We start from the raw sequence: 24186 nt of genomic DNA on the forward strand, positions 1-24186 counted from the left end.
TTATCCACAAGGGGAAACCTCACACCCAGGAAGCACGCATGAACGGATATACACCGGCGGACAGCAGCCAAACAGGTCGGATACTGTCGCGATGTGACAGGTCAGGATGGGTCGACGGTCTGGAAGGTTCTCGGCGAGCGGGTTGTCGACGACACGCGTCGACTGCGGTTGAGTATCGCGTCGGTTGAGCTACCGGACGGACTGCGGTTCGAGCAGTACGTGTTGCGGATGCCCAAGGCGGCGATCGTGGTCGTTCTCGATGACGCCCGCGAGCGCGTCCTGATGATGTGGCGGCACCGCTTCGTCATCGATCGCTGGGTCTGGGAGTTGCCGGGCGGGTACGTCGACCCGGACGAGGATCCAGCCGTCACGGCCGCCCGTGAGGTCGAGGAAGAGACCGGTTGGCGGCCGCGCAACGTCGTATCCCTGGTGTCGCTGCAACCATCTGTCGGTACGACGGACGCCGAGCATCTGCTGTTCGTGTCGCAGGGTGCCGAGTACATCGGCGAGCCCGAGGACATCAACGAGGCGGAGCGTGTCGAGTGGATCCGAATCGACTCACTCCGCGAACGCATCGCCGCCGGCGAGATCGTCGGCGCAGCCTCCCTGGTCGGTCTGCTGCATGTGATCGCCTTCGTGTAGTAGTGGGGGATGCAGCTTCGGGAGCAACGTCTGCAGGGAGTCCTCGACTCGCTGGTCGACGCGGGCGCAGCTGGGGTGCTGATGCAGTACTGCGACGCCGACGGACTCTGGAGTGATGCGAGCGGGGTGGCAGAACTCGGCACTCGGGATCCGGTGGACCCGGCGGGATCGTTTCGCATCGGCAGCGTCACCAAGACCTTCACCGCGACCGTCGTACTGCAGCTGATCGGCGAGGGCGTGCTGAGCCTGAACGATAAGGTCGACCGCTGGCTGCCCGGCCTAGTGCCTGCAGGCGACGGGATCACGCTCCGCCAGCTCCTCAACCACACGAGCGGCCTCTACAACTACACCGACGACCTGCCTGAGGCCGCGGGAATTGTCCGGGACCGATTCCTGCACTGGGAACCACTGCGCGCAGTCAACATGGCGACCGGACACGAGCCCTTGTTCGAGCCGGGCGCGAAGCGGTCGTACTCCAACACCAACTACATCCTGCTGGCGCTGGTCATCGAGGCTGCCACCAGCAAGTCGTACGCGACAGAGCTCCAGGACCGCATCCTGGACCCACTCGATCTGCGGCAGACCTTGATCCCCGGTGACGCCCCCAAGCTGCCGGAGCCGCATGCCCACGGCTACATGTCAGCCGACGGCGAGCTCGTAGACATGGCAGAGCTCAACGCTTCACAGGCGTGGTCCGCCGGCGGGATCGTCTCCACGGCGACGGACCTCAACCACTTCTACGCAGCCCTGCTGAACGGCGAGCTGCTCCGCCCAGCTGAACTCGAAGCCATGCAGACAACCGTGCCAACAGACGCCGCCTTCCACACCGGCGGCCTAGGCATCAGCCGGTTGAGCCTGCCAGGCCTGGTCCTGTGGGGCCACAGCGGCGGAATCTTCGGCTACCGCACCTGGAGCTATCACTCGGCCGACGCTACCCGGCAGGTCACCCTGTCCATCAACACCACCGACGCGGCGCCGCCCCAGACCTACGATCTGCTTGTCAGCCTCTTCGGCTGCCAGAACTAGACCGGCGTGTTGATGGAGTTGTCTCGGTGGGCGTGCTGTACGACGACGTTGTGCGCGGGGGGACCGGCAGCAGCCGCGAGGGCCGCGATCACAGCGACGATCTGCGAGAACATGAGGACTCCTGCTTCGAGCGGGGGCTGTGCCGCGAAGCCAAGTCCGGTCGCCTGGGACCCCTCCCGAGCTCAGTCGTCCAGTATGTCGACGTCCGACGGAACGAGTGTGGTCGACAGCAGCAGTTCGGCGAACAGGTTGTCGTTCAGCGCGTTGCCGACCGGTTCGCCGACCTCCTCGCGGGTGAGCCCAGCGACGCCCTCGCGGGACAGCCGGTTGCGTACGCCGGCGACCAGATGCTCGACCCGCTTGCCCGTCCAGCCGGCGTCCGGGTGGAGTTCGGACCGTTGGTCCGCAGCAACGCGCCACGCGAGAGGGAGTGGATGACGCTCGTGCAACAGGTACCGCTGGCCCACCACGATCAGTGCGAGCTTCTCGTCGGGGCTGAGGTACCAGATGCGCGGCGGCTGCGTCGGGTCGCGGTGCCGGAGTACCGGCCGGGTCCGCTGTCGCCGGCGACGTACACCTCGAGCAGATGCTCGCGGCCACTGGAGCCCTGCACATAGAGAGGTGTGTACCCGGCCGCAAGTGGCACCGGCGCTTCGGATGGGAACAGCCGCTGCCCCTATGGGAGTCGCAGTGGCAGCCGGCCGGTCGCCGTCACCCACCACTGCCCGGACCGGTACGTGATGGATCCGTGCTGGCGGCTCACGCGCTGGTCGTCCTCGCCGACGCACACATGCGCCTCCGGAAGCTTCCAGCCGATTGGATCCACGTCACCCATTCGGAAGCTTGGCCGCGGCGGCCTCGCTGAGCTTGGTGGCCAGCCCACACAGGGAAGCCGGCTTGCCAGGCCCTGACAGGACCAGCTGCACCAATTCGATCGCGTCGTCGTGGGCATCCAAGAACGTCCGGTACACGACCCGCACGGTGCAGGTGCCCGGGGCCCGTCGTCCTCGCTCTGCACGAACGCGGACCGCCCCGCCATCCTGACCGGCTGCCCGTCCGACGCGTCCAGCGGCTGGTCCCGGCCGAACCGCAGGGCCACGGACAGGTCGCTCGTCGTACTGTCCCAGCCGCACTGCCACCCGCCGAACGAGTGCTCCGGATGCGTCGCGTCGACGCCGGGGATCAGCTCCAGCGCCTTGTTGTCGAGCAGCGCACACGCGTCCAGACGTGCCAGCGACGTGTCCGGCAGTGGCTGGGTACGACGAGGTATCGGCCCCGCTCCTAGTATGCCGATCGCCTTCTGCGTCACGGCTTCCGCCATCCCGCACACGTCCATCCCGGACCCGTGGTTGTGCCTGGCCTCGACCCGCACGTTCTTGTGATCGGCCAGCACGAGTACCCGATTGCACTCGTCGTCCTCGGCCTTCTCCCGCACCACGGCGAGCAGGTTGCCAGCGTGCTTCTCGACCTCACCAGACGGCATCTCATCCGAGTCCGGCAGTTCGAAATCGGTGCGTACGTCGACCTCCTGGTCACCTTTGCCGGTCACCACTACGTCGCACCGGTCGAAGTTGCCATAGCTCGGCTCCAGCGTGGTCTCGCCGAATGAGCTCAACGACGCCTCGTCGATCAGCCCGCACGGGTCGACCGTCAACGGGTCACCCACCGGGTCACGCGTCGCGCGAACGGCCGATCCCTCGGGCGCCGTCGTGTCGCGCAACGCGTTGACGAGCACCAACGCCAACACCACTGCTACCACGACCGCACCGGCCGCGGTGGGGATCAGCCACCGCCGCTTCCTGGGAGGCGGCGGCAGAGGGGTGCCGCCAAGTTGATCGATCACCTGTACGACGCTCGGCCTCGCGGCAGGGTCGACCGCGAGCATCTGCGTGATCAGTGGCGCGAGTGGACCGGCCCGGCGAACAGGTTCGATCTCACCGTGTGCGGCCCTGCGCAGGACCGCAAGGGGATTGGGATCCGTGCCGAACGGCGAATGCCCTTCGAGTGCGGTGTAGAGCACGGCGCCCAGCGAGAAGACGTCCGACGCCGCTGTCGATTCATTGCCGTTGGCAACTTCCGGGGCGAGGTGGGCCGGCGTACCGACGGTTGAGCTGTCGGTCAGTGTCGCCTCGGCCCACAGCCGGCGGGAGATCCCGAAGTCGGCCAGCTTCGCCGTACCGTCCGTCGTGACCAGGACGTTGCCGGGCTTGAGGTCGCGGTGGATCACTCCGGCCGCGTGCACGGCCTGCAACGCCGACGCGAGCTGCAGGCCGATCCGTGCGACCTGGTCCGGCGGCAGCGTGCCGCGGTCCGCGATCAGCTCGTCCAGACTGCGGGACGGCAGGTACTCCAGCACCAGCCAGTGCTCGTCGCCGTCGCTCACCACGTCGAAGATCGTCACCACGTGCGAATCGTGGATCCGGGCACCGGTCCGCGCCTCGCGGCGCAGCCTCCGGCCGTGCGGGTCGTCCACACCGGGGTGCGCACGCTTCAGGGCGACCACACGGTCCAGCTGCTGGTCGTGCGCACGCCAGACCGATCCCATGCCGCCCGTGCCGAGCGGCTCCCCCAGTAAGTAGCGGCCCCCAATCAGCCGATCGGTCACTTCACCAGGTCCGCCGATACCGCGAAGGTGTTGCAGGCCTTGTTCTCACCGATGTTGAAACCGTTCTGGATCCAGAAGCCCTGACTGGTCGCCAGGCCGTGGGTCCGCTCGTCCTCCGGGGTGTCCGACGACTCGCCGAAACTGCTGCTGGACTGCCGCTTGAACTCGGCCAGCCGGCCGGTCAGCGGATACGACTCCTCGACCGCCTTGCTGAACACGCCGGCGAAGCAGGACGCCTGCAACTCGTTGCGGCGTGACGACTCGAGCTTCTGGTCCGGGTGGTCCTGCAGGTAGACCGCTCGCGCGTAGAACAGCCCGCTGACACCCTGCACGTGATGACCGTATTCGTGCGCGATGGTCATCAGGTACGCCAGGTCCTCGGTCGGGCCGAACGCCTTGTTCATCTGCGCGACGTCGGTGTACATCACCTGGTTGCCGTAGCAGTAGAACGCCAGTACCCGGCCGGACAGCGGTTCGAACCGGCCGCACGGGGTGGTCACCGGCTTGTCGAACACCACCAGGCCCGGGTCCGGCTTGTCCTGCCCGATCTCCTTGAAGATCGGCCGCCAGGCCTCGTTCAGGCAGCCGAACAGCTTCTCGTAGTAGACCTTCTGCGCGGCAAGACTTCCGTCACCGAGGTCGGCGGCCTTGCAGCTCTGCTCCGGCAGCGCGCCGGTGTCGTAGATGTCGGCGTGGAGCAGGAAGTCCTCGGCGCTGCCTTGCTGTGGGTGGCTGGTCGCGGTCGGCACGATCGACGGCCCGGTCACCCCGGGGCCGGCGGTGTTGTCGTCGCTGTTGCCGCCGGACATGATCATGCTGATCACGGTCAGCGAGACACCGAGGACCACCACGACAAAGACGCCGAACAGGATCAGCCGGAGTGCGCCGGACCGGCGGGGCGGTGGGTGGAACCCGTTGAACTGGCCCGGACCGCCGCCGTAGTACGGCTGCTGCTGACCCCACTGGCCCTGGTACGGCGGTTGCTGCTGGAACTGTGGCGCCGCTTGTGGAGGTGGCAGAACGCCGGGCGGCGGACCCACCGGCCGGTCCTGTGGACGACCGCCGTAGCCGTACTGGCTGCTCACGGATCCTGCCCTCCTGCCCCTGCATTGGACGAACCGGCACGAGACTACCCTCGACCCATGTCACTGAAGCGCCGCCTCCTGCCGGCTGCCCTGCTGCTGTCTCTGGCCGCCCCGATCGTTGCCCTGAGCACATTGCCTGCGCAGGCCGCGGACGACCGGATCACGGCGTACTCGGCCGAGGCGACGCTGACGAAGGACGGCAAGCTGCAGGTCAAGGAGACGGTCGACCTGGCCGCCGGTGGCAGCACGTTCAGCCGGACGCTGGCCACGCGGGTCCGCGCGGACGCCGAGCGGGACCGCACGTACGGCCTCAGCGACGTGTCGGCGACCGTGAACGGCCAGCCGGCCCAGGGCTTCCAGAACGACGGCACCGATGACGGCCGCCGGCTCACCGTGAACGTGTCCGGCCAGTCGAAGGTCGTCTACAGCTACACCGTGGACAACGTGGTGGCCGACTCCACCGAGGGCCGCGAGGTGAGCTGGCCGGTCCTGCAGGGCTTCGGTACGGCGGTCCCGAAGGCGAGCGTCACCGTCAATGTGCCGTTCGCGACCTGGGTGACCTGCATCGCCGGACGCGTCGGATCGAGCATGCCGTGTACGTCGTCGCAGCTGGCCGAGTCAGCCGCCTTGCAGATCGAGCAGAACGGCGTACCGGCCGGTGGACGGCTGACCTTCCTGACCGGACTGAGCGACCAGGCAACGGTGCAGCCGAACGCGGAGTTCAAGACCCGCTGGACGCTCGGCCACGCGTTCACCGCCGACTCCAGCACCATCGGCCTCGCAGTGATCGTGCTGGGCATCGGACTGCTCGGTGCAGCTGCACTCTGGTTCCTCCGCGGGCGTGACGCCGGCAAGGTCGCCGGAGGCGCGCCGGAGCGGCCGGTGCTGGACGGCCCCGACGGTCCGCAGTTCGCGGCGCCGGACGGGATCCGTCCGGGGCAGGTCGGCACGGTGGTGGACGAGACAGCCGACGTCGTCGACATCACCGCGACGCTGCTGGACCTTGCTGTCCGCAACTACCTCACCATCGTCGAGCTGCCGCGGGAGACGCACTTCGGCAAGCTGGACTGGGAGCTGCGCCGTCTCAACCAGGGCGGTCCCGAACTGCTGCCGTACGAGAAGGCCCTGCTCGACGCGGTGTTCGCCGACGGCACCACCGCGGTCGTCTCCGCGCTCGGCCCGTCGCTGCGGCCGCGGCTGAACCTCGTACGCGAGCAGCTGTACGCCGATGTCGTCACCCAGGGCTGGTTCAGCAGCCGGCCGGACGCCGTCCGGAACCGTTGGACCACCGCGGGTCTGGTGCTGCTGGGTGCGGGCGTCGTACTGACCATAGTCCTCGCCATCGTCAGCAAGTTCGGTCTGGTCGGCTTCGCGGTGATGCTGGCCGGACTGGCGCTCGCACTCGTCGGCCAGGTCGCACCGGCCCGCACTGCCCGCGGCGCCGCCGTACTCGGCCGGGTGGCAGGCCTGCAGCAGTACCTGGCCAACGAGACGTCGGCAGACCTGCCGCAGAGCCATCGGCTCGAGTTCGCCTCCCGATGCCTCCCGTACGCCGCTGTCCTCGGGCTGACCGAGAAGTGGGCACTGGAGATCGCAGCGACAGACGACGACGCCGAGGCGGACGCAGGCATCGGCTGGTACTCCGGTCCGGAGAACTGGAACCTGTCCGACATCGGCGAATCGCTCAGCAACTTCGTGATGGCGTTCGGCGGTTCGCTGACCGCCGGACGCCGTCTGTTCTAAGCCACCCGGGCGGGGGCAGCGGTGTACGTGTTGCAGTAGTTGGGCGACTTGCGGTTGTACCCGACGACGAGCCATCGGTAGTTGCTCACCCGGTTGCCGTGGCTGTGCACCCGCGGCCGCGAGTAGTCGTCACCGGTGTGGGCGATCAGGAACTTAAAGTTCACCAGCAGTGGACCGTTCATCGGGATGACCACGGCGTTCGCCCCCAGGTACGCACCGCCGAGGCAGGTCGCCTGGAGCTCGCGCCGCCGGCTCTCGAGCAGCTTCTGGGCCGGGGTCATCTTCTGGGCCCGGGCCATCGACGCGACCAGGATGCCGGTCAGGTACTGCACGTGGTGGCCGTACTCGTGCGCGAACGTGTTCAGCCGCAGCGCGCGGGAGTAGACGGCGTTGGACTTGAAGTTCTTGTTGTCCACGGCGTACGGGATGTAGATGGTCAGGTTCGACGCGCAGTACGCCGCCCGGACGCTGCGCTGAACGCCACACGGGCTGGCGACCTGGCCGGCGTAGACGACCGCCTTCGGCGGGACGAACCGGATGCCGGCCTTCTTCATCGCCAGCGACCAGGTGCGGTTCAGGCAAGGCAGCAGGCGGTTGTAGTAGGCCCGCGCGGCGGTGAAGTTGACCGGCGCGAACGGCGGCTCGGCGCAGCTCGCGGTGGCGATCGGACCGATCTTGTACAGCTTGTTCGCGGTGACGAGCTGGTCGTCGCGCGACGGGACCTGCTTTGTCGGCGTGGGGCTCGGGGACGGCGACTCTGAAGGGGACTCTGAAGGGGACTCCGACATTGCCGTCGACGGGGTGTTGGTCGCCTGTGGCGTGTCGTCGCCGGCGTTGCGGACCAGGAGGGTGATGCCGGAGCCGACGACTAGTACGGCGAGGACGACCAGGCCGATCAGAAGAGTGCGGGAGCTCCGCTTCGCCCGATGACCGCGGCCGGAGCCGGGTGGCTGGGGGATCGGGACCGGCGGGTACTGCCAGGTCGGCGGCTGCTGGACGGGCTGACCCATCGGGCCGGTCTGGCCGCCTGGTGTAGAGGCGTGGCGGGCACCGCCGGAGCGGGCGCCTTGCTGCGCGCTCGGTGGTGTTGGGCTCCAGGCTGAGGAGCCCTCCTGCTGCGGCTTGCCGAGCTCGGGCGGCCCCCACAGATAAGACCCCTGCGAGTACGGTCCCCCCTGCTGCGGCGGCTGACCTTGGCCAGGGCCGGACGGTCCGGACTGCGCTGGACGGGACTGTGCCGGACCAGGCTGCGAGGGACCGGACTGGGCAGGACGGTACTGCGTGGGACCACCTTGAGTGGGACCACCTTGCGCGAGACCGGACTGCGCGGGACCGGTCTGTCCTGGACCACCCTGTGCCGGAGCGGACTGCGTGGGACCGGACTGACGGGGACCGCTTGGAGCGGGACCGGCCTGTCCTGGACCGGGGCGTGCGGGACCGGGCTGGCCTGATCCTGACTGCCCCGGACCCTGCTGACCAGGAGCGGACTGCCTCGGACCACCCTGCACGGGACCCGACTGCCTCGGACCACCCTGCACAGGACCGGACTGCGCAGGACCGGACTGACGAGGACCGGACTGCCTCGGACCACCTTGCGCTGGACCACCCTGCGCGGGACCGGATTGCCGAGGACCGGACTGGGGTGGGCGTTGCTGGGCGGGCCTCGACTGGTCCGGGTTGGTTTGCCAGGTGGAGGGCTGGTCGGGGTCTACCGGGCGGCGGTTGGCCCAGCCTTCGCCGAACCACTTGTTCTGCGGGCGTTCGCCGCCTGACGGGTCCTGGAACTCGCGCTTGGCCTCGATGTCCTCTTCGGTCCACCACTGGCCTGGCCGACCGTCCCGGGCCGGCCGCTCCGGCGGACCGGTCGGCTGATCGCCCTCAGCCGGCTCGCGGTCTGCCGGGTCGTGTCCCGGGGGTGGGTTCCAGTTGTCCGACATCGATACTCCTCACGACCTTGCTGGGTGTTGCCGTCAACGTGATGCATCCGGCGCTGTTTCGGGGTGCCGAAGCCGCGCCCGGTCGGTTCCCCCCGGACAACGATGCACATCCCGGACATACTTTGCGTGATCCGGGCTCACCCAGGCTAGTCACCCCGGGCTCTCACCGCGCATCAGACCGGTGTCGGGCGGGCATTCCGGTCTACCGAACCTTCCCGGCCGAGGCGGCGAACGTGTTGCAGACGTTCGGGTTGCGGCTGTTGAAGCCGCGGGTGGCCCAGTACTGGTGGTTCACTCCGTCGCCGTGGTCGTTGTTGTAGTCCGTCCAGTGCAGGATCAACCACTTCCACTGGAACAGCGACTCGCCGGTGACCGGGTAGGTACGCCGGTTGGACCCGATGAAGATGTCGCCGAAGCAGGACGCCTGCAGCTCCAGCCGCCGGCTGCCCTCGAGTTCGGCTGCCTGGGTCGGCGCCTCGTACCGGATCCGGCTGTTGGCCGCGAGGATGCCGGTCATGTTCTGCACGTGGTGCCCGTACTCGTGGGCGAACTGGTGCAGCATCCACATCCGCGCCCACACCTTCTGATAGGCCTCCGGGTGGCGGTTGTAGTTGCCGATGTCCTCGCTGAGGTTCATGTAGATGGTCTCGGTGCTGCCGCAGTAGAACGGCGGACCGGTGTCGCTGTAGCTCCCGCACGGCGTTTGGATGGTGCCACTGAACGACAGCACGTGCGGTGACCGGAACCGGCCACCGGCCTTCGCGACGATCGACGGCCAGGCCTTGTTCAGGCACTTGAGCAGAGCGGAGTAGTTCGCCCGCGCACCGGACGCAGTGGACGGACGCGACCGGCTCTCCTTGCAGCTCACCGACTTCATGCCCCCGGACTTGTACAGCTTGTTGCGCAGCACCAGGTCGGCGTCGGTCGGTCCGGGCTTGGGCTTCGGCGTACTGGTCGTCCGCGGCGCGGTCGGCCGCGTGGTCGTCGGCTTGGCCGTGGTCCGGGTCGCTGTCGGCCGGCTGGTGGCCGGCGCCGGCGAAGGCTCCTCGGACGGCTCGTACGTCGGGCTGTCGGTCGAGGCCGGAATCGACGGACTGCTGTAGGGAGAGTCGTTGTGCTTCAGGGCGTTCGACACACCTGCCAGACCGATCCCACCGAGTACGACGACACCCAGGATCGCGAGCAGCACCTTCGCACCGCTGCCCTTCTTCCGCGGCGGCATCGGCCCACCAGGTGGTGCGCCCCACCCGAACTGTTGTGGCGGCGGACCGCCGTACCCAGCGAACTGTCCGGGCGGAGGAGGAGGGGGCGGATACTGCCCGGGCGGCGGTGGGCCCCACTGGTTGCCAGACACCCGCCCGACGCTATCCGAGCCCCGGCTCAACTCACTCTGGCCGCCGACGCCGTGTAGGTGTTGCACTTGCTGAGGTTCCGGCTGGTGAACGCCGACCGGCTCCAGGCGCCGTGGTTCTTTCGGCTCCCGTGGTCGCGGGGTAGCGAGGTGTTGTCACCGCTGTTGTTCACGATGTAGAGCCACTGCCGGTAGAGCCCGCCCGAGATCGGGTAGCTGCCCCGGTTGGCGCCGAGGAACGTGTTGCCCAGGCAGGACGCCTGCAACTCCATCCGCCGATTGACCTCGAGCTGTGCCGCCTGGTTCGGCATCTGGTAGCGGACCTTGTAGTACGCCGGAAGGATGCCGGTCATCTGCTGGACGGCGTGCGAGTACTCGTGGGCCACTGTGTGCATGGCCAGCGCCCGGGTGAACTGCTGGTTCTGCCGCCAGTACTGGATGTCGTCGGCAACATCCATGTAGATCGTGTGGTTCGACGAGCAGTAGAACGACAGACTCCGGTCGGAGTTGCCGCACGGGGAGTTCGCGCTGCCCACCCAGGAGATCAGTCCGGGCGTCCTGAACCGGCTGCCGGACGCCTGGACCTGCCGCGGCCACGCGCGGTCCAGGCAGGCCTTGACCGCGCGGTAGTAAGCCGTTGCCTTCGACCCGTTACCGAGCCCGGAGCGGGACTCCTTGCAGTTCACCGACCGCTGCATACCGGTCTTGTAGAGCCGATGGGTGGCGATGAAGTGCAGCGGGCTGACCTCCTTCGGCGCAGTGGTCGTCCGCGTCGGCTGAGGCGTCGGCGGCCGAGTGGTGGGTGGCGGCGGCAACGAGGTGGTCGTTGCCACCGGCACCGAAGGGGTCGGGTACGTCGGAGCGCTCGTGGCAACCGGCCGTGTCACGGCCACATCGTCGTCACCCTGGGCGATCTTGAGCGCGATGATGACCGCGGCCGCCCCCGCGGCAGCGAGCAGGCCGAGGACCAGGACGGCCACGCCGCGCGACTTCTTCGGTGGCTGCGGCGGCATCGGTCCCCAGCCGTACTGCGGGCCGGTCGGCGGCGGACCGTAGTACCCGGGCTGGCGTGGAGGTCCCCATTGGTTGCCTGACACGCGGCAGACGGTAGCGGAGCCCAGGCTCAACCACCGTTGAACGTGCGTCACGATATGGTGCCCAGGTCAACACTGACCCCTCCGATACGGTGTGATTGAGCAATGCGTCTTCGTCTGCTCGGGCTCTCCCTGTGTGCCCTTGGTCTTACCGCCCTCACCGGCCTCCCCGCCGGTGCGACCGGTTCAAGCGGTGCGGCCGACCCGGTCGTGACCAACTTCGACAGCCAGATCCGGGTCGAACGTGACGGCCTGCTACGGGTTTCCGAGACCTGGAAGCTCAGCAACGTGACCGGGACGTTCACCCGGTTCGTCGTCACCCGTGACCATCTGCCGGACGACGTCGACCACGTGCAGGAGATCCAGGACCTGCAGGTCAAGTCCGGCGGCGAGGACAAGCAGGCCGAGCTGAGCACGGACGGTGACGTCACCTCGGTGGCGGTCGCGGACATCAGCGGCGACACCCAGCTGGACTTCACCTACACGGTCAAGGGCGCGGTCGCCCAGACGCTGAACGGCACCGAGGTGCGGTTCGCCCCGCTGACCGGGATCAACCTGACCGTCCAGCAGGCCAACATCGTCTTCAGTACTCCGGAGGTCTCGCACGTCTCGTGCTTCGCCGGGGCGATCGACAGCAACACGCCGTGCACGCTGGCGCAGATCGGTGAGACGTCAGGGCCGACGTTCCAGCAGCAGAGCCTGCCGCCGGGCAACACGGTCCGGATGACGATCGGTTTCCCCGAGGGCGAGATCGCCGCGAACTCGATCGTCGAGTACCGCAAGACGCTGAAGCGCGCGTTCTCCACCGACACCGCGCAGCTGATCACCGCGCTTGCTGTGCTGTTGCTCGGCCTGATCGGACTGTTGCTGCTCTACCGGGTCCGCGGCCGCGACCAGGTCGACCCGCGCCGCGTCGTACCGGCCTCGTTGTTCAGCCTCGGCAACGACACCCGGATCGACTTCACCCCGCCGTCCGACCTGCGGCCGGGCGAGGTGGGCACGCTGATCGACGAGCGGATCGACCCGGTCGACGTCACCGCGACGATTATCGACCTGGCCGTCCGCGGGCACATCACGATCATCGAGCTGGAGCACGAGACCGAGTACGCGCGACCGGACTGGGAGCTGCGCCGGGTCGCGAACGCGCCGTCGGAGGAGCTGCAGCGCTACGAGAACGTCCTGATCCGCGCGATCTTCGGCGACGGGGACTCGGTGCTCGTCTCGGAGCTCGGCCGCCAGGTGCGGGAGAACCTCAGCCAGGTCCAGGACGCGCTGTACGACGGTGTGGTCAAGCGCGGCTGGTTCAACGAGCGTCCGGACCGGACCCGGTCGCTGTGGGCGACGATCGGTATCGCCACCACAGTGGTCGGCGTGATCGCGACTGTCCTCCTCGCACTGTTCTCGACCTGGGGCCTGCTAGGCCTGGCGCTCACCGCCATCGGCGTCGGCCTGATCGTGGTCGGCCGCTACATGCCGGCCAAGGCGCCGGCGGCCGGGCGGGTGCTCGGCCAGGTGGCTGCGATCCGCGGCGAGCTGCTCGAGATGGACGTCAGCGAACTGCCCACCGACCAGCACGCCGAGCTCTGCTCGCGCGCACTGCCGTACGCCGTCGTCCTCGGCGGATCGGAGCGCTGGATCGACGCGCTGGTCGCGACCGACGAGGACGCCGACGAGGACCAGGGCTTCCCGTGGTACCGCGGTCCGCGCGGCTGGCACCTGCAGTACCTGCCGGACTCGCTGCGCAACCTCACCACGAACCTGACGGGCGCGCTCTTCGCCCGCTGATCTCTACCAGTTGGCCTGTGGCCCCTGTGGTGGGAGCTGCAGGCTGCTCGGGTGGATGACGTACACGAGCCCGCCCGAGTGCGGCACCCACGCGTTCTCGAAGGCAGTCCGGTCGTACGTCGTCCGCACCTCGCTGTTGCTCGGGATCAGGTGCGAGGCGGGATCGTTGACGACCACGTTGCCGTCCTGATCGAACCCGACGATCACCATCAGGTGCCCGTTGGTCCCGTAACCCGCGCCGGGCAGGTCGCCCTTCTTGAACGACAGCGACGCGACCAGCGGGATGCCGGCCTTGATGAACTGCTCCGCCTCGGTCAGCGACCGCAGCCGGGTGATGAACCCGTCCACTCCGCGGGATCCGGCGTACGCCGTGTTGAACGGCCAGTTCCCCGCACCGTCGTAGGCGTAGTCGAAGACAGACCGGGCCGAGTGGTCCACCTGCGGATCCGCGTCGGCGGGGTCGACCCAGGACGTCTCGCCGGCGGTCGGCCCGGCACCGTAGTAGTCGAGCACCATCGCCGTCGACGTCGCCGAGCACCACGCCTCGCCGCCGCCGTCCCACTGCGGATAGTGCCCGAGGTGCGTCTCCTGCGAGTACGTCGGTACGTCGAGAACGATGCCCTCCGCACCGCCAAGGGGGCTCGCGGCAACCTTCTTCTCGTCGGGCAGCCGGGACGCCATCGCCCCGACCGACCGGACCACCGGGCTCTGCGTCGTACCGGTCAGCCGGTACAGGGTCACCTTCAGCTGCCAACGATCCAGCCAGCGGCCGGAGGCCGCGGTGAAGGTGTCGACGGCAACGGATCCGTCCGCGTCACCCTGACTCGGTACCGAGGTCCGGTGGATGTCACCGGCCGCGGTGTCGTCCCCGCCGGACCAGCGGCCGAGCACGTACCACTTGGTCGTGGTGCCGGCGTTCGTCTGGCCCGCCATCGAGACCTCGATCCAGGTACCGGGCGGCGTGGTCGCGTTCCAGGACGCGACCAGCTCGGTCAGCCCGAAGCCGGTGCTCACCTGCGGCGAGACCCAACTGGTCTGGTCGTAGCTCTTCGCGGTGCCGTCACCGAAGGGATCGACGTACGACGTGGAGCCGGTCGAGGTGCCGAAGGTCAGGGCGCCGTCGGTGACGGTGGTGCCGTTCTGGGCACCGGCGAGGAAGTCGGTGGTCGACGTCCACGTGTGGTAGGCGATCTGACGCGGCGGGGCGACCTTGGCGGCCTCGCTCGGTAGCGAGCCGGCGGTCAGCACGACCACACCGGCGATCAGGGCGGTGAGGGAACGGGCGGCGGTCATGCTTCGACGGTAGACCCGAGCCGGTGAACGCGTGCCACGATCGCGTGTCGCCCAGTCAGATAATTACGAGCGTTTGTCCCACTCCTCGGCGAGCATCGCGAACACGGCCTCGTCGGTCCATCGGCCCTTGAGGAACTCGTTCTTCACGAACGTCGCCTCGTGGCGCATGCCGAGCCGCTTGAGCAGGTTCGCCGAGCCGGTGTTGGTGGCGTCCAGCCGGCCGATGATCCGATGCATGCCGAGTTCCTCGAAGCCGATGCGCAGCAGCTCGACCGACGCCTCGGCCGCGAACCCGCGACCGTGGAACTCGGGATGGAAGACGAAACCGATCTCGCCGCCGCGGTGCTCCGCGTTCCGCACGAACAACGACACCTCGCCGACATGCCGGCCGGTCTCCCGCAGGATCACAGCGACGGTGAGCGCTTGACCGTCGGTGTCCATCGGTACGTCGGCCAGCCGGCCGGCGAGGGACTCCTTGACCTGCTCCGGCGTCTTCGGGTCGTACAGCAGAAACCGGGTGACGTCGGGGTTGGACTGCAGCTTCAGCAGGTCGTCGTAGTCGGTGTCGCGGTAGCGGCGAAGGGTCAGGCGGTCAGTCTCGATCGGCAGCGAGTAGGTCACCGATCGAGACTATGAGACCGCCGCAACCCGATTTCCCCGGGTCAGCCGTTGGCGAGGGCCACCAGCCGGGACTGGTCGCCGTTGAAACGGTCCTGGTCGATCGGGCTCGAGCTGTACTGCCAGATGGTGTGGAAAGGCCAGCCGCCCGGCAGGGTCCCGGGCGCCGAGGCGTAGCGGGCCACCCAGAGCGGATTGGTCGCGTTGAAGGCGGTGCTGTTCCCGGTGCAGCGGCTCCACCAGTCGAGGTTGGTGTAGATGACCGGGTCGCGGCCGGTGCGGGCCTTGTAGGTGTTCAGGAAGTCGCGGATCCAGCTGACCATCGCGGCCGCGCTCAGTCCGTAGCAGGTCGCGCCGTACGGGTTGTACTCGATGTCGAGCGCGCCGGGCAGGGTCTTGCCGTCCCGGGACCAGCCGCCGCCGTGGGCCAGGAAGTAGGTGGCCTGGTTGGCGCCGCTGGAGTCGTTCGGGGTGGCGAAGTGGTAGGCGCCGCGGATCATCCCGACGTTGTAGGACCCGTTGTACTGCTGGGCGAAGTACGGGTTCGTGTAGTAGTTGCCTTCGGTCGCCTTCACGTAGGCGAACCGTTTGCCGGCCGACCACTGCGAGGCCCAGTTGACGTTGCCCTGGTGGCTGGAGACGTCGATGCCTTCGACCGAGGCGGCCGGGGCCATCACCGCCGGAGCGGCGCTGGTCGTGGTGTTCTGCAGCCAGCCCATGTAGGCGTCGCCGGCCTTGTCGATGCCGTGCTGGCGGGCCTGCGGGGTGGGCTGGTGGGACGCGGTCGACGCGTCGGTGTTCGACGTACTGGCTTGGGCGGAGCCGATCGAGGCCAGGAGCAGGCCAAGAGTGACGGCGGCACCCGTGAGGACGGACTTCACGGTGAACCTCCACAGAGCGATGAGGGGCGGACAGAGCGCTCGCGGAGGTTCTACCCGGCCTCGGAAAGAATCAAACCTCCAGTGTGTAGCCGACGTGATTATTTACCGACTGGCTACTTCACGTACTTCGCGGCAGCGACATAGGTATTGCAGGACCCCGGGCTCCGGGTGGTGAAACCGGCCTTGGCCCAGCGCGGGATGACCGTCCGGCTGCCATGGTCCCGGACCGTCCCGTACTCGTCGCCCTGGTGCGAGTGCAGGAAGTCCAGTTCCCTCTTGAGCGAGCCGGTGAGCCGGTAGCTGCTCTTGTTCGCGCCCATGAAGACGTTGCCGAAGCAGGTCGCCTGGATCTCCGTGCGCCGGCTCATCTCCAGCGACTTGTCGCCGCTGAGCTCGTACTCGAGGTTGCTCTCGGCCTCCAGGATGCCGGTCATGGCCTGGATGTGGTGGCCGAACTCGTGTGCCACCGTGTCCGTCATATCGGCCCGCAGCCAGGTGGTGGCCACCGAGTCGTTGCTGTGCCCGCGGTACCAGGTCACGTCACTGCCCGCGTCCATGTAGATGGTCCGGTTCGACCTGCAGTAGAACGAACTCGGCGCGTTCCCGCTGCAGGGGGTGGACACGCTGCCGGTGAAGGCGATCAGATGCGGAGCGACGAAGTGAGCCCCGCCCGTGTTCACCTGCCTCGGCCACGCGCGGATCAGGCAGTTGAGCACATTCGTGTAGTACTTGCGTGCGTTCGCCATGCTGTTGGCCCGGGACTTGGACTCCTTGCAGCTCACCGTGTTCTGCACACCGGTCCGGTAGAACCGGTTCTTCGTGACGATGTCGGAGTCCGACGGCGGCGGTGGCGTTGTCCTGGTCTGGGTCGGCTTGGCCTGGGTCGGCTTCGTCGTCGGGACCTTGGTGGTGGTCGGGATGTACGTCGGCGCTGAAGTCGGCTCGTACGTCGACGACGTCGGCTCCGGCTGGGTGTAGTCGTCACTGTTCTGCTTCAGCAGGCTGCTGAGCACCGAGAACCCGACGACGGCGAGCGCCACGATGGCGATCGGCAGCACGATCCAGCCCGCCTTGCTCTTCTTCCTGGGCGGCGGTGGGAAACCGTTCGACCCCCAGCCGAATCCCGGCCCCGGCGGCGGGCCCATCGGCGGACGGCCGTGCGGTGGACCCTGCGGTGGTCCCCAGTACTGCGCTGGCGGACCCGGTGGCGGTCCGTACTGCGGGGGTGGCGGGCCCTGGTACGGCCCCGGCTGTTGCGGCGGCGGGCCGTACGGCGGCTGGTTCGGCAACGGATTCCTCCTGACAAGTGCTCCTGCCGGTATTTTGTCAAGAGGGAGTGCCACTTCCCGTTACCCTTGACCGGTGACACTTCGCTTGTACGACACCATGACGGCAGCAGTGCGGGATTTCGAGCCGGTCCATCCGGGCCAGGTCGGGATCTACCACTGTGGGCTGACGGTGCAGGGTGCGCCGCACGTCGGGCACATCTACAAGGAAGTCGTCTTCGACGTTCTGCGGCGCTGGCTGGAGCGGTCCGGGTACGAGGTCACCGTCATCGCGAACGTGACCGACATCGAGGACAAGATCCTGGCCAAGTCGGCCGAGCGCGGTGTGCCGTGGTGGGCGCACGCGTACGAGTTCGAGCGCGAACTGCACTGGTCGTACGACGTGCTCGGCTGCCGCCCGCCGACGTACGAGCCGCGCGCCACCGGTCACATCCCCGAGATGCTCGAGCTGATCGACGAGCTGATCGAGCGCGGCCACGCGTACGTCGCCCCGGACGGATCCGGCGACGTCTACTTCGACATCAGGTCCTGGCCGTCGTACGGCGAGCTGTCGCACCAGAAGATCGACGACATGGAGGCCGCCGAGGACGCGGACCCGCGCGGCAAGCGCGACCCCCGCGACTTCGCGCTCTGGAAGGGGTACACCGAGGACACCCCGCGGACGGCCTCCTGGCCGGCGCCGTACGGCCGCGGCCGCCCGGGCTGGCATCTCGAGTGCTCGGCGATGGCGGGCAAGTACCTCGGCGACGAGTTCGACATCCACGGCGGCGGGCTGGACCTGCGGTTCCCGCACCACGAGAACGAGCTGGCCCAGTCGACCGCGGTCGGGCGGAAGTTCGCGCGGTTCTGGATGCACAACGCGCTCGTCACCACCGCCGGCGAGAAGATGTCGAAGTCGATGGGCAACGGCGCGATCGTGCGCAACGTGGTCCAGCGGGTGCGGCCGATCGAACTGCGGTACTACCTGGTGCAGTCGCACTACCGCTCGGTGGTGGAGTTCTCGTTCGAGGCGCTGGACGAGGCCGCGAAGGGTTTCCAGCGGGTCGAGGGCTTCGTCACCCGGGCTACCGAGGTGACCGGCGGGGTCGAGCCGGCCGCCGAGTTGCCGCCCGACTTCGGCGCCGCGATGGACGACGACCTGGGGACGCCGGCGGCGTTCGCCGTTCTGCACAACACCGTCCGGGACGGGAACAAGCTGCTCGCGGACGGCGATTCGCCTGCGTTGCGGGAGAGCCTCGCGGCCGTGCGCGGGATGCTCGACGTCCTCGGGCTGGACCCGCTGGCCGACCCGTGGGCGTCGCGGTCCGACGTCGGCAGCGAGCTGACCGAGGTGGTGGACGGGCTGGTCAAGGCGCTGCTCGAGCAGCGGCAGGCCGCCCGCGAACGCAAGGACTACGCCGCGTCGGACGCGATCCGCGACCGACTGAAGGCGCTCGGCGTCGTCGTCGAGGACACGCCGCAGGGACCACGCTGGTCGCTGGCGGCACCGACTACAACCGACGAAGGAAGCTGACGTGCCCGGAAGTAGCCAGCGCAAGGGTGCCATCCGCAAGAAGCCGCGAGGCAACCCGACCGCCGGATCCGGTGGCCGGGTCCGCCGCGGTCTGGAGGGCAAGGGCCCGACGCCGAAGGCGGTGGACCGGACCAAGCACCCGGCGCACAAGCGGGCCAAGGCGAAGGAGCGTGCCAACGAGCGCGAGCGCAACCGCCGCCCGGCCCGCAAGGACAGCGACTCCACCGTCGAGTGGGTCTACGGGCGCAACCCGGTGGTCGAGGCGCTGCGGGCCGGCGTACCGGCCGCGGCGCTACATGTTGCCGAAGGCACCGAACGGGACGCTCGGCTGCGCGAGGCACTGCTGCTCGCGGTCGAGCACGGCGTGTCGGTGCTCGAGGTGCCGCGGGCCGAGCTCGACCGGGTCACCGCCGGCGGCGCCCACCAGGGTGTCGCGCTGCAGATCCCGCCGTACGAGTACGCGCATCCCGACGACCTGCTCGACCGGGCGTACGCCGCCGGCGAGGTGCCGCTCGTGGTCGCGCTGGACGGGGTGACCGATCCCCGCAACCTGGGCGCGATCACCCGATCCGCGGCGGCCTTCGGTGCCCACGGCGTACTGGTCCCGGAGCGTCGGGCGGCGTCCGTGTCGGCGTCGGCGTGGAAGACCTCGGCCGGTGCCGCGGCGCGGATCCCGGTCGCGCGGGCGACCAACCTCAACCGCGCGCTGAAGTCGTACAAGGACGCCGGCCTGATGGTCGTCGGCCTCGACATGGGTGGCGCCGTCGAGCTCCCCGACCTGGACGTCGCGACCGAGCCGCTGGTCCTGGTCGTCGGCTCCGAAGGCAAGGGCCTGGCCCGGCTGGTCCGCGAGAACTGCGACCTGATCGTCTCGATCCCGATGACGTCGGCCACCGAGTCCCTCAACGCCGGCATCGCCACCGGCGTCGCCCTCTACGAAATCTCCCGCCGCCGCGCTTGATGTAACTACATGAGGTAGGTACATTGAAGTCATGGAGACCATCGGGTTGCGCGAGCTGAACCAGAATCCGTCGAAGGCGGTGGCTCGGGTGCGCGCGGGAGAGACGATCGTGGTGACCGACCGCGGACGCCCGGTGCTGCGCCTGGTGCCGGAGAAGGAACGGCCGGGCACTCTGCAGCACATGATCGACTCAGGTGAGGTGACGCCGCCGACCGAGCTCGGCATGCCGGATCTGATGCTGGAGCTGGCCCCCGAACTCGACAGCCTCTCCGACCTACTGATCGCCGATCGCGACAAGGAGCGGCGCAGGTGATCTACCTGGATGCCTGCGCACTGCTGAAGTTCATCAAGCCGGAGGCTGAATCGGCAGCGCTGCGCGCATGGCGTGAGGCGCTGCCGGCGGAGACCGAGCTCGTGACCAGCGAACTGGCAAGCCTCGAGATCACCCGGACCCTCCTGTGCGCCGGAGTGAACCATCAGCAAGTCCCGTACTTCGCCGGCCAGGCAGTGCGTGGTGTCTACCTGGTCGATCTCACCTCGACGGTGCTCGGGCGCGCGATGGCCTACCGGACCACCCGGCTCGGCTCGCTCGATGCGATCCACCTGGCCAGCGCGGAGCCGTTTCGCACGGAGCTCTCGGAGTTCGTGACCTATGACAAGGAACTGAGCAGTGCGGCTGAGGAGCACGGTTTTCCCGTGCTCGCACCCGCGTGAACGGCAGCGCCCCGGACCGAGTGGTCCGGGGCGCTGTTGTTGTTGCAGGGGTCAGTAGACGCTCACGCCGTAGCGGGAGAGCGCTTCGGTGACGGGCTGGAAGTACGTCGTCCCGCCGCTGCTGCAGTTGCCGGAGCCGCCGGAGGTGAGGCCGAGGGCCTTGGAACCGGCGAACAGCGCGCCGCCGGAGTCGCCGCCCTCAGCGCACACGTTGGTGCGGATGAGGCCGCTGACGGTGCCTTCGGCGTAGTTCACCGTGGCGTTCGTGCCGGTGACCGAGCCGCTGTGCACACCGGTGGTGCTACCGCTGCGCTTGACGGCCTGGCCGACGGACGCGTTGCCCGCGGTCGTGATGTCCTGGCTCGTGCCGTTGTACAGATCCACCGTTCCCGGGTGGTTCGTGTACGACGTGCTGTACTTGACGATCGCGTAGTCGTTACCGGGGAAGCTCGACCCGAAGGTGGTTCCGAGCAGCGTGGTGTGGCTCGAGTTCGAGTACCAACTGGATGCGATGTTGCCGCAGTGACCGGCGGTCAGGAAGTAGTACGTGCTGCCACTGCGGACGTTGAAGCCGAGCGAACAGCGGTACTGCCCGCCGTAGATCGCGTCACCGCCGGCGATGTACTTGGTCAGCTTGCCGGAGATCTTCTCCAGCGTGACCCGGTCGCCGAACTGCTTGGTGACCCCGGTGAGCGAGGACAGCTTGGCGCCGGTGACCGTGTCGTCGTACGAGACGATGATCCGGCCGTCCGGGTTGGTCTGCCAGGCCGTGCCCGGGATGGACGCGTCCTTGCTCAGCGTGGCGGTGATGGCGGTCGCCGACAGTGCCGACGGGTTGATCGGGGCGGCGTTGGCCTGGGTGGCCAGCAGCCCGGCGGCGGCGAGCCCGGCGGCGGCCAGGATCGCGGTGGTACGGCGAATCGGAGAGAAATTCACGGTTTCAGCCTCCTCACGATGAGGACGCGCTCGGGGCGGGTGCGTCCTTGACGTAAAACCGTGAGCAGTAGTACCCAGATCTGTCCGTGGGTATTCGCCCGAACCCGGAGCGTGAGGGTAATCCTCCGTTCAGTACACGGCCACGCCGTACCGGGTGAGGGCCTCGACGACCGGCTGGAAGTAGCTGACGCCGCCCGAACTGCAGTCGCCGCTGCCGCCGGACAGCAGTCCGTAGGCGTACTGCCGGTAGAACAGTGGACCGCCCGAGTCGCCCGGCTCCGAGCAGACGCTGGACCGGATCATGCCGGTCACCCGGCCCTCGGGGTAGTTCACCGTGACGTTGAGCCCGGTGACCGTGCCGTGCTGCAGACCGGTGGTGCCGCCGGCGCGGTAGACGTACTTGCCGAGGTTCGGGTTGACCGCCCGGCTGATGTCCTGCGACCGGCCGTTGTACAGGTTCACGCTGCCGCCGGGCCGCGAGATGTCGGTCCGGTAGACGATCAGCGAGTAATCGTTGCCCGGGAAGCTGAAGTGGTGCCGCTGGCCGAGCCGGGAGGTCTTGGCCGAGTTGTTGTACCAGGTCGCGGCCTCGGCGCCGCAGTGACCGGCGGTGAGCAGGTAGTAGACGCCCCGCCGGGAGACGTTGAAACCGGCCGAGCACTTCACGTTCCCGCCGTAGATCGCACTCCCGCCGCTGATCCGCGTGGTCAGCTTGCCGGGCAGCTTCGTCAGTACGACGCCCTCCCCGAGCTTCTTGGTCACGCCCGTCAGCGAGGTCAGCTTGGAACCGGTGACGGTCGAGTCGTAGGACACCTCGACGGTGCCGTCCGGCCGGGTCATCCAGGTGGTGCCCGGGATCGCGACGTCCTCGTTCAGGGCAGAGGTGATCGCCGCGGCGGACAGTCGCGGTGGCTTGACCGGATCGGCCTTGGCAGGGAGTGCAGTCAGGGTCAGAGCGGTTACGGCGAGCGCAGCGGCTGCGCGCCGGACAGTGGAGGGTCGCATGGTCATCAGCCTTCCGTGGCGTGCGGTTCTGATGAGTTCGATCGCAGCTTCAAAACGTCAAACGCTTGGATGAGTCTAGGCCGCTGCAGGTCACCGTGCGCCGCAACACCTGCAGATCACCACGCAACACCGCGTGGTCGACGTCGACCGCCCACTCCGCGCCGGACAGCGTCACCGTCATCGCCCCGTTCTCGAACCACGGCCCGTGCGACAGCCGCCAGTTCGCCGCCACATCCCGTACGCCGGCCGACCGCGCGAGCCGGTGCAGCAGCGCGGTCATCCACCGGGTGCCGAGGATGTGGTTCGCCCATCTGATGTGCTGCGGCACCGGGTTCCGGAACGGCGACATGGTGAGCTGGCGGATCGCCGTACCCGGATGCTCGACGGTCGTCAGCCGGGCCTCGGCCAGGTAGCTGCAGTGCACGTCGCCGGACAGCATCAGGATCGACGCCGGCGGATCCTCGCCACCGACCACCTCGGTCAGCAGCGTGGTCACGTCGTCGAGCGACTTCCGGAACGACGCCCAGTGCTCCAGATCCATGCCCTGCCGAATCCTCTCGCCGACCCGGGCACCGCGTTGTCCCCAGGCGCCGGACGAGATCGCCTCGTCCCATCCCTCCAGGTGATGCAGTCCCGGCGCGAGCAGGAACGGCAGCGTGGAGGCCAGCAGCAGATGCCGGATCGGACGTGTCGCCCCGACCGTGTGGCGTCGTACCCACTCCCACTCATGGGCGTCGACCATCGCTCGCTCGTCCGGATCCAGGTGCCGGGAGCACCGTGAGTCGATCGCGAGCAGCCGGACGTCGCCGAAGTCGCGGTAGAAGCTCCATCGGCACGACGCCGGGTCCTCGTCCGCGGTCCACGCGAAGCTGTCCAGGTACGCCGTACGTTCGTCGTCGTCCTCGATCGTGAGCATCGCGCGGTACGTCGCGTCCTGGTCGAGCTGCTCGGGCGAGAGATTGCCGAGGTGCTGATAGACCCAGTACGACGCGTAGGCGCCGACGACCCGGTCGTGCCACCACGGCTGCGCGGTCACCCAGCGACGCCAGGTCAGCGAAGTGTTCCAGTCGTCGCGCAGGTCGTGGTCGTCGAGCAGCATGCACAGGGGAATCGTGGAGAACAGCCACCGCACGGCCGGCGTGGTCCAGGAGTCGTCGTACAGCCAGGTGTACTCCTCGAAGTTCCCGATCTCGTCGGCGACCTCGGACCCTGGCCGCCCACCATGGGCCTCGTGCAGTCGGCGCAGTACGGCGTCGGACGGGTCGTCGGCGTACACCTGGTCACCGAGGAGCAGGACCGCGTCCGGTTGATCACCGTCACCGGCTGCGACCGACTCGGCCAGTGCGACCAACGCGTCCGGGCCGAACTCCTTGAACCCCGTCTCGTCGAACGGCGCGGACCGGCGGCACGACCCGAACGTCAGCCGGAAGGTCCCGTCCGCAAGTGGCGTCCGGATCACGCTCGGGCCGTACGGGCTGTACGGAAGCGGCCACACCGTCCTGCCGTCGAGCTTCACGTCGTACGGCGTCGTGGAGTCCGGCGCGAGGCCCTCGATCCGGACCAGCGCGTAGTGGTGGCCGTGGACCGACCAGGTCCGGGCCTTGTGGCCGAGCACCTCGACCTCGGCCGGACCGCTGGTCTCCACCCAGACGGTGGCGCGGGTCTCGTCGACGTACCGCAGCAGCGGGCCCAGCCTGAGTTCCATCCGGAA

At 68.4% G+C, this 24186-nt stretch carries 22 protein-coding genes; 9 read left to right on the plus strand and 13 right to left on the minus strand.

Annotated elements, in window-relative coordinates; translation table 11 throughout:
• Nucleotides 1-93: 93 nt before the first annotated feature.
• On the plus strand, nucleotides 94-642 hold the full coding sequence (locus ACIBG5_RS11810; RefSeq protein ID WP_396391512.1) for an NUDIX hydrolase: 549 nt from the start codon (nucleotides 94-96) through the stop codon (nucleotides 640-642).
• Between the two features lie 9 nt (nucleotides 643-651).
• Nucleotides 652-1668 (plus strand): serine hydrolase domain-containing protein, encoded by a 1017-nt coding sequence (locus tag ACIBG5_RS11815; protein WP_396391514.1) that lies wholly within the window; start codon nucleotides 652-654, stop codon nucleotides 1666-1668.
• Nucleotides 1669-1850: 182 nt separating this feature from the next.
• On the opposite strand, the gene ACIBG5_RS11820 is transcribed toward ACIBG5_RS11815, so the two are convergent.
• From ACIBG5_RS11820 to ACIBG5_RS11830, 3 genes are all read right to left on the minus strand, one after another.
• Nucleotides 1851-2135: a hypothetical protein gene (locus ACIBG5_RS11820; protein ID WP_396391515.1), complete on the minus strand. Its 285-nt coding sequence runs from the start codon at nucleotides 2133-2135 to the stop codon at nucleotides 1851-1853.
• Between the two features lie 209 nt (nucleotides 2136-2344).
• A complete protein-coding gene (locus ACIBG5_RS11825; protein WP_396391516.1) occupies nucleotides 2345-4273 on the minus strand; it encodes a protein kinase in 1929 nt (642 codons plus the stop codon).
• The gene (locus ACIBG5_RS11830) at nucleotides 4270-5358 is read right to left on the minus strand and encodes a neutral zinc metallopeptidase (protein WP_396391518.1); all 1089 of its coding nucleotides are present in this window, start codon (nucleotides 5356-5358) and stop codon (nucleotides 4270-4272) included. The genes ACIBG5_RS11825 and ACIBG5_RS11830 overlap by 4 nt, the downstream gene beginning before the upstream one ends.
• A gap of 57 nt (nucleotides 5359-5415) precedes the next feature.
• Between ACIBG5_RS11830 and ACIBG5_RS11835 the strand changes: the two genes are divergently transcribed.
• On the plus strand, nucleotides 5416-7101 hold the full coding sequence (locus tag ACIBG5_RS11835; protein WP_396391519.1) for a DUF2207 domain-containing protein: 1686 nt from the start codon (nucleotides 5416-5418) through the stop codon (nucleotides 7099-7101).
• On the opposite strand, the gene ACIBG5_RS11840 is transcribed toward ACIBG5_RS11835, so the two are convergent.
• A complete protein-coding gene (locus tag ACIBG5_RS11840; RefSeq protein ID WP_396391520.1) occupies nucleotides 7098-8111 on the minus strand; it encodes a neutral zinc metallopeptidase in 1014 nt (337 codons plus the stop codon). The genes ACIBG5_RS11835 and ACIBG5_RS11840 overlap by 4 nt on opposite strands.
• Before the next feature lie 183 nt (nucleotides 8112-8294).
• On the opposite strand from ACIBG5_RS11840, the gene ACIBG5_RS11845 reads away from it, so the two are divergent.
• Nucleotides 8295-8552: a pentapeptide repeat-containing protein gene (locus ACIBG5_RS11845; protein WP_396391522.1), complete on the plus strand. Its 258-nt coding sequence runs from the start codon at nucleotides 8295-8297 to the stop codon at nucleotides 8550-8552.
• A gap of 688 nt (nucleotides 8553-9240) precedes the next feature.
• Here the strand turns inward: ACIBG5_RS11845 and ACIBG5_RS11850 are convergent.
• Both ACIBG5_RS11850 and ACIBG5_RS11855 read right to left on the minus strand, forming a co-directional pair.
• Nucleotides 9241-10260: a neutral zinc metallopeptidase gene (locus tag ACIBG5_RS11850; protein ID WP_396391523.1), complete on the minus strand. Its 1020-nt coding sequence runs from the start codon at nucleotides 10258-10260 to the stop codon at nucleotides 9241-9243.
• 158 nt (nucleotides 10261-10418) lie between these two features.
• A complete protein-coding gene (locus ACIBG5_RS11855; RefSeq protein ID WP_396391524.1) occupies nucleotides 10419-11486 on the minus strand; it encodes a neutral zinc metallopeptidase in 1068 nt (355 codons plus the stop codon).
• Between the two features lie 102 nt (nucleotides 11487-11588).
• On the opposite strand from ACIBG5_RS11855, the gene ACIBG5_RS11860 reads away from it, so the two are divergent.
• Nucleotides 11589-13268, plus strand: a complete 1680-nt coding sequence (locus tag ACIBG5_RS11860; RefSeq protein ID WP_396391525.1) for a DUF2207 domain-containing protein — start codon at nucleotides 11589-11591, stop codon at nucleotides 13266-13268.
• Nucleotides 13269-13271: 3 nt separating this feature from the next.
• Here the strand turns inward: ACIBG5_RS11860 and ACIBG5_RS11865 are convergent, their stop codons facing one another.
• From ACIBG5_RS11865 to ACIBG5_RS11880, 4 genes are all read right to left on the minus strand, one after another.
• On the minus strand, nucleotides 13272-14561 hold the full coding sequence (locus ACIBG5_RS11865; protein ID WP_396391526.1) for a peptidase C39 family protein: 1290 nt from the start codon (nucleotides 14559-14561) through the stop codon (nucleotides 13272-13274).
• Between the two features lie 63 nt (nucleotides 14562-14624).
• A complete protein-coding gene (locus ACIBG5_RS11870; RefSeq protein WP_396391527.1) occupies nucleotides 14625-15182 on the minus strand; it encodes a GNAT family N-acetyltransferase in 558 nt (185 codons plus the stop codon).
• A gap of 41 nt (nucleotides 15183-15223) precedes the next feature.
• Nucleotides 15224-16060 carry a lysozyme gene (locus ACIBG5_RS11875; protein ID WP_396391528.1) on the minus strand — a complete coding sequence of 279 codons (837 nt, stop codon included), beginning with the start codon at nucleotides 16058-16060 and terminating at the stop codon, nucleotides 15224-15226.
• A 113-nt stretch (nucleotides 16061-16173) separates the two neighbouring features.
• Complete coding sequence (locus tag ACIBG5_RS11880) at nucleotides 16174-17349, minus strand: neutral zinc metallopeptidase (protein ID WP_396391529.1); 1176 nt, start codon at nucleotides 17347-17349, stop codon at nucleotides 16174-16176.
• A gap of 73 nt (nucleotides 17350-17422) precedes the next feature.
• On the opposite strand from ACIBG5_RS11880, the gene cysS reads away from it, so the two are divergent.
• The 4 genes from cysS to ACIBG5_RS11900 are packed head-to-tail and all read left to right on the plus strand — an operon-like array spanning nucleotide 17423 to nucleotide 20534.
• A complete protein-coding gene (gene cysS / locus ACIBG5_RS11885; RefSeq protein ID WP_396391530.1) occupies nucleotides 17423-18859 on the plus strand; it encodes a cysteine--tRNA ligase in 1437 nt (478 codons plus the stop codon).
• Nucleotide 18860: 1 nt separating this feature from the next.
• Complete coding sequence (rlmB, locus tag ACIBG5_RS11890) at nucleotides 18861-19820, plus strand: 23S rRNA (guanosine(2251)-2'-O)-methyltransferase RlmB (RefSeq protein ID WP_396391531.1); 960 nt, start codon at nucleotides 18861-18863, stop codon at nucleotides 19818-19820.
• A 31-nt stretch (nucleotides 19821-19851) separates the two neighbouring features.
• Nucleotides 19852-20133: a type II toxin-antitoxin system Phd/YefM family antitoxin gene (locus tag ACIBG5_RS11895; RefSeq protein ID WP_396391532.1), complete on the plus strand. Its 282-nt coding sequence runs from the start codon at nucleotides 19852-19854 to the stop codon at nucleotides 20131-20133.
• Complete coding sequence (locus tag ACIBG5_RS11900; protein WP_396391533.1) at nucleotides 20130-20534, plus strand: type II toxin-antitoxin system VapC family toxin; 405 nt, start codon at nucleotides 20130-20132, stop codon at nucleotides 20532-20534. Before ACIBG5_RS11895 ends, ACIBG5_RS11900 begins: the two co-directional genes overlap by 4 nt.
• Nucleotides 20535-20585: 51 nt before the next feature.
• On the opposite strand, the gene ACIBG5_RS11905 is transcribed toward ACIBG5_RS11900, so the two are convergent.
• The 3 genes from ACIBG5_RS11905 to ACIBG5_RS11915 form a co-directional block, all read right to left on the minus strand.
• Complete coding sequence (locus ACIBG5_RS11905; RefSeq protein ID WP_396391534.1) at nucleotides 20586-21470, minus strand: S1 family peptidase; 885 nt, start codon at nucleotides 21468-21470, stop codon at nucleotides 20586-20588.
• A gap of 129 nt (nucleotides 21471-21599) precedes the next feature.
• Nucleotides 21600-22481 carry a S1 family peptidase gene (locus tag ACIBG5_RS11910; protein WP_396391535.1) on the minus strand — a complete coding sequence of 294 codons (882 nt, stop codon included), beginning with the start codon at nucleotides 22479-22481 and terminating at the stop codon, nucleotides 21600-21602.
• A gap of 43 nt (nucleotides 22482-22524) precedes the next feature.
• Nucleotides 22525-24180: an alkaline phosphatase D family protein gene (locus tag ACIBG5_RS11915; protein WP_396391536.1), complete on the minus strand. Its 1656-nt coding sequence runs from the start codon at nucleotides 24178-24180 to the stop codon at nucleotides 22525-22527.
• Between the last annotated feature and the right edge of the window lie 6 nt (nucleotides 24181-24186).

It is taken from the genome of Kribbella sp. NPDC050241 (genome assembly GCF_044459685.1).
Lineage (GTDB): Bacteria > Actinomycetota > Actinomycetes > Propionibacteriales > Kribbellaceae > Kribbella.

Bases quoted from the DNA above. Each gene is read 5' to 3' on its own strand.
- ACIBG5_RS11910 (WP_396391535.1), bottom strand. From the start codon at position 22,481: ATGACCATGCGACCCTCCACTGTCCGGCGCGCAGCCGCTGCGCTCGCC.
- ACIBG5_RS11850 (WP_396391523.1), bottom strand. From the start codon at position 10,260: ATGCCGCCGCGGAAGAAGGGCAGCGGTGCGAAGGTGCTGCTCGCGATC.
- ACIBG5_RS11915 (WP_396391536.1), bottom strand. From the start codon at position 24,180: ATGGAACTCAGGCTGGGCCCGCTGCTGCGGTACGTCGACGAGACCCGC.
- ACIBG5_RS11860 (WP_396391525.1), top strand. From the start codon at position 11,589: ATGCGTCTTCGTCTGCTCGGGCTCTCCCTGTGTGCCCTTGGTCTTACC.
- ACIBG5_RS11835 (WP_396391519.1), top strand. From the start codon at position 5,416: ATGTCACTGAAGCGCCGCCTCCTGCCGGCTGCCCTGCTGCTGTCTCTG.
- ACIBG5_RS11815 (WP_396391514.1), top strand. From the start codon at position 652: ATGCAGCTTCGGGAGCAACGTCTGCAGGGAGTCCTCGACTCGCTGGTC.
- ACIBG5_RS11895 (WP_396391532.1), top strand. From the start codon at position 19,852: ATGGAGACCATCGGGTTGCGCGAGCTGAACCAGAATCCGTCGAAGGCG.
- ACIBG5_RS11865 (WP_396391526.1), bottom strand. From the start codon at position 14,561: ATGACCGCCGCCCGTTCCCTCACCGCCCTGATCGCCGGTGTGGTCGTG.
- ACIBG5_RS11840 (WP_396391520.1), bottom strand. From the start codon at position 8,111: ATGGGTCAGCCCGTCCAGCAGCCGCCGACCTGGCAGTACCCGCCGGTC.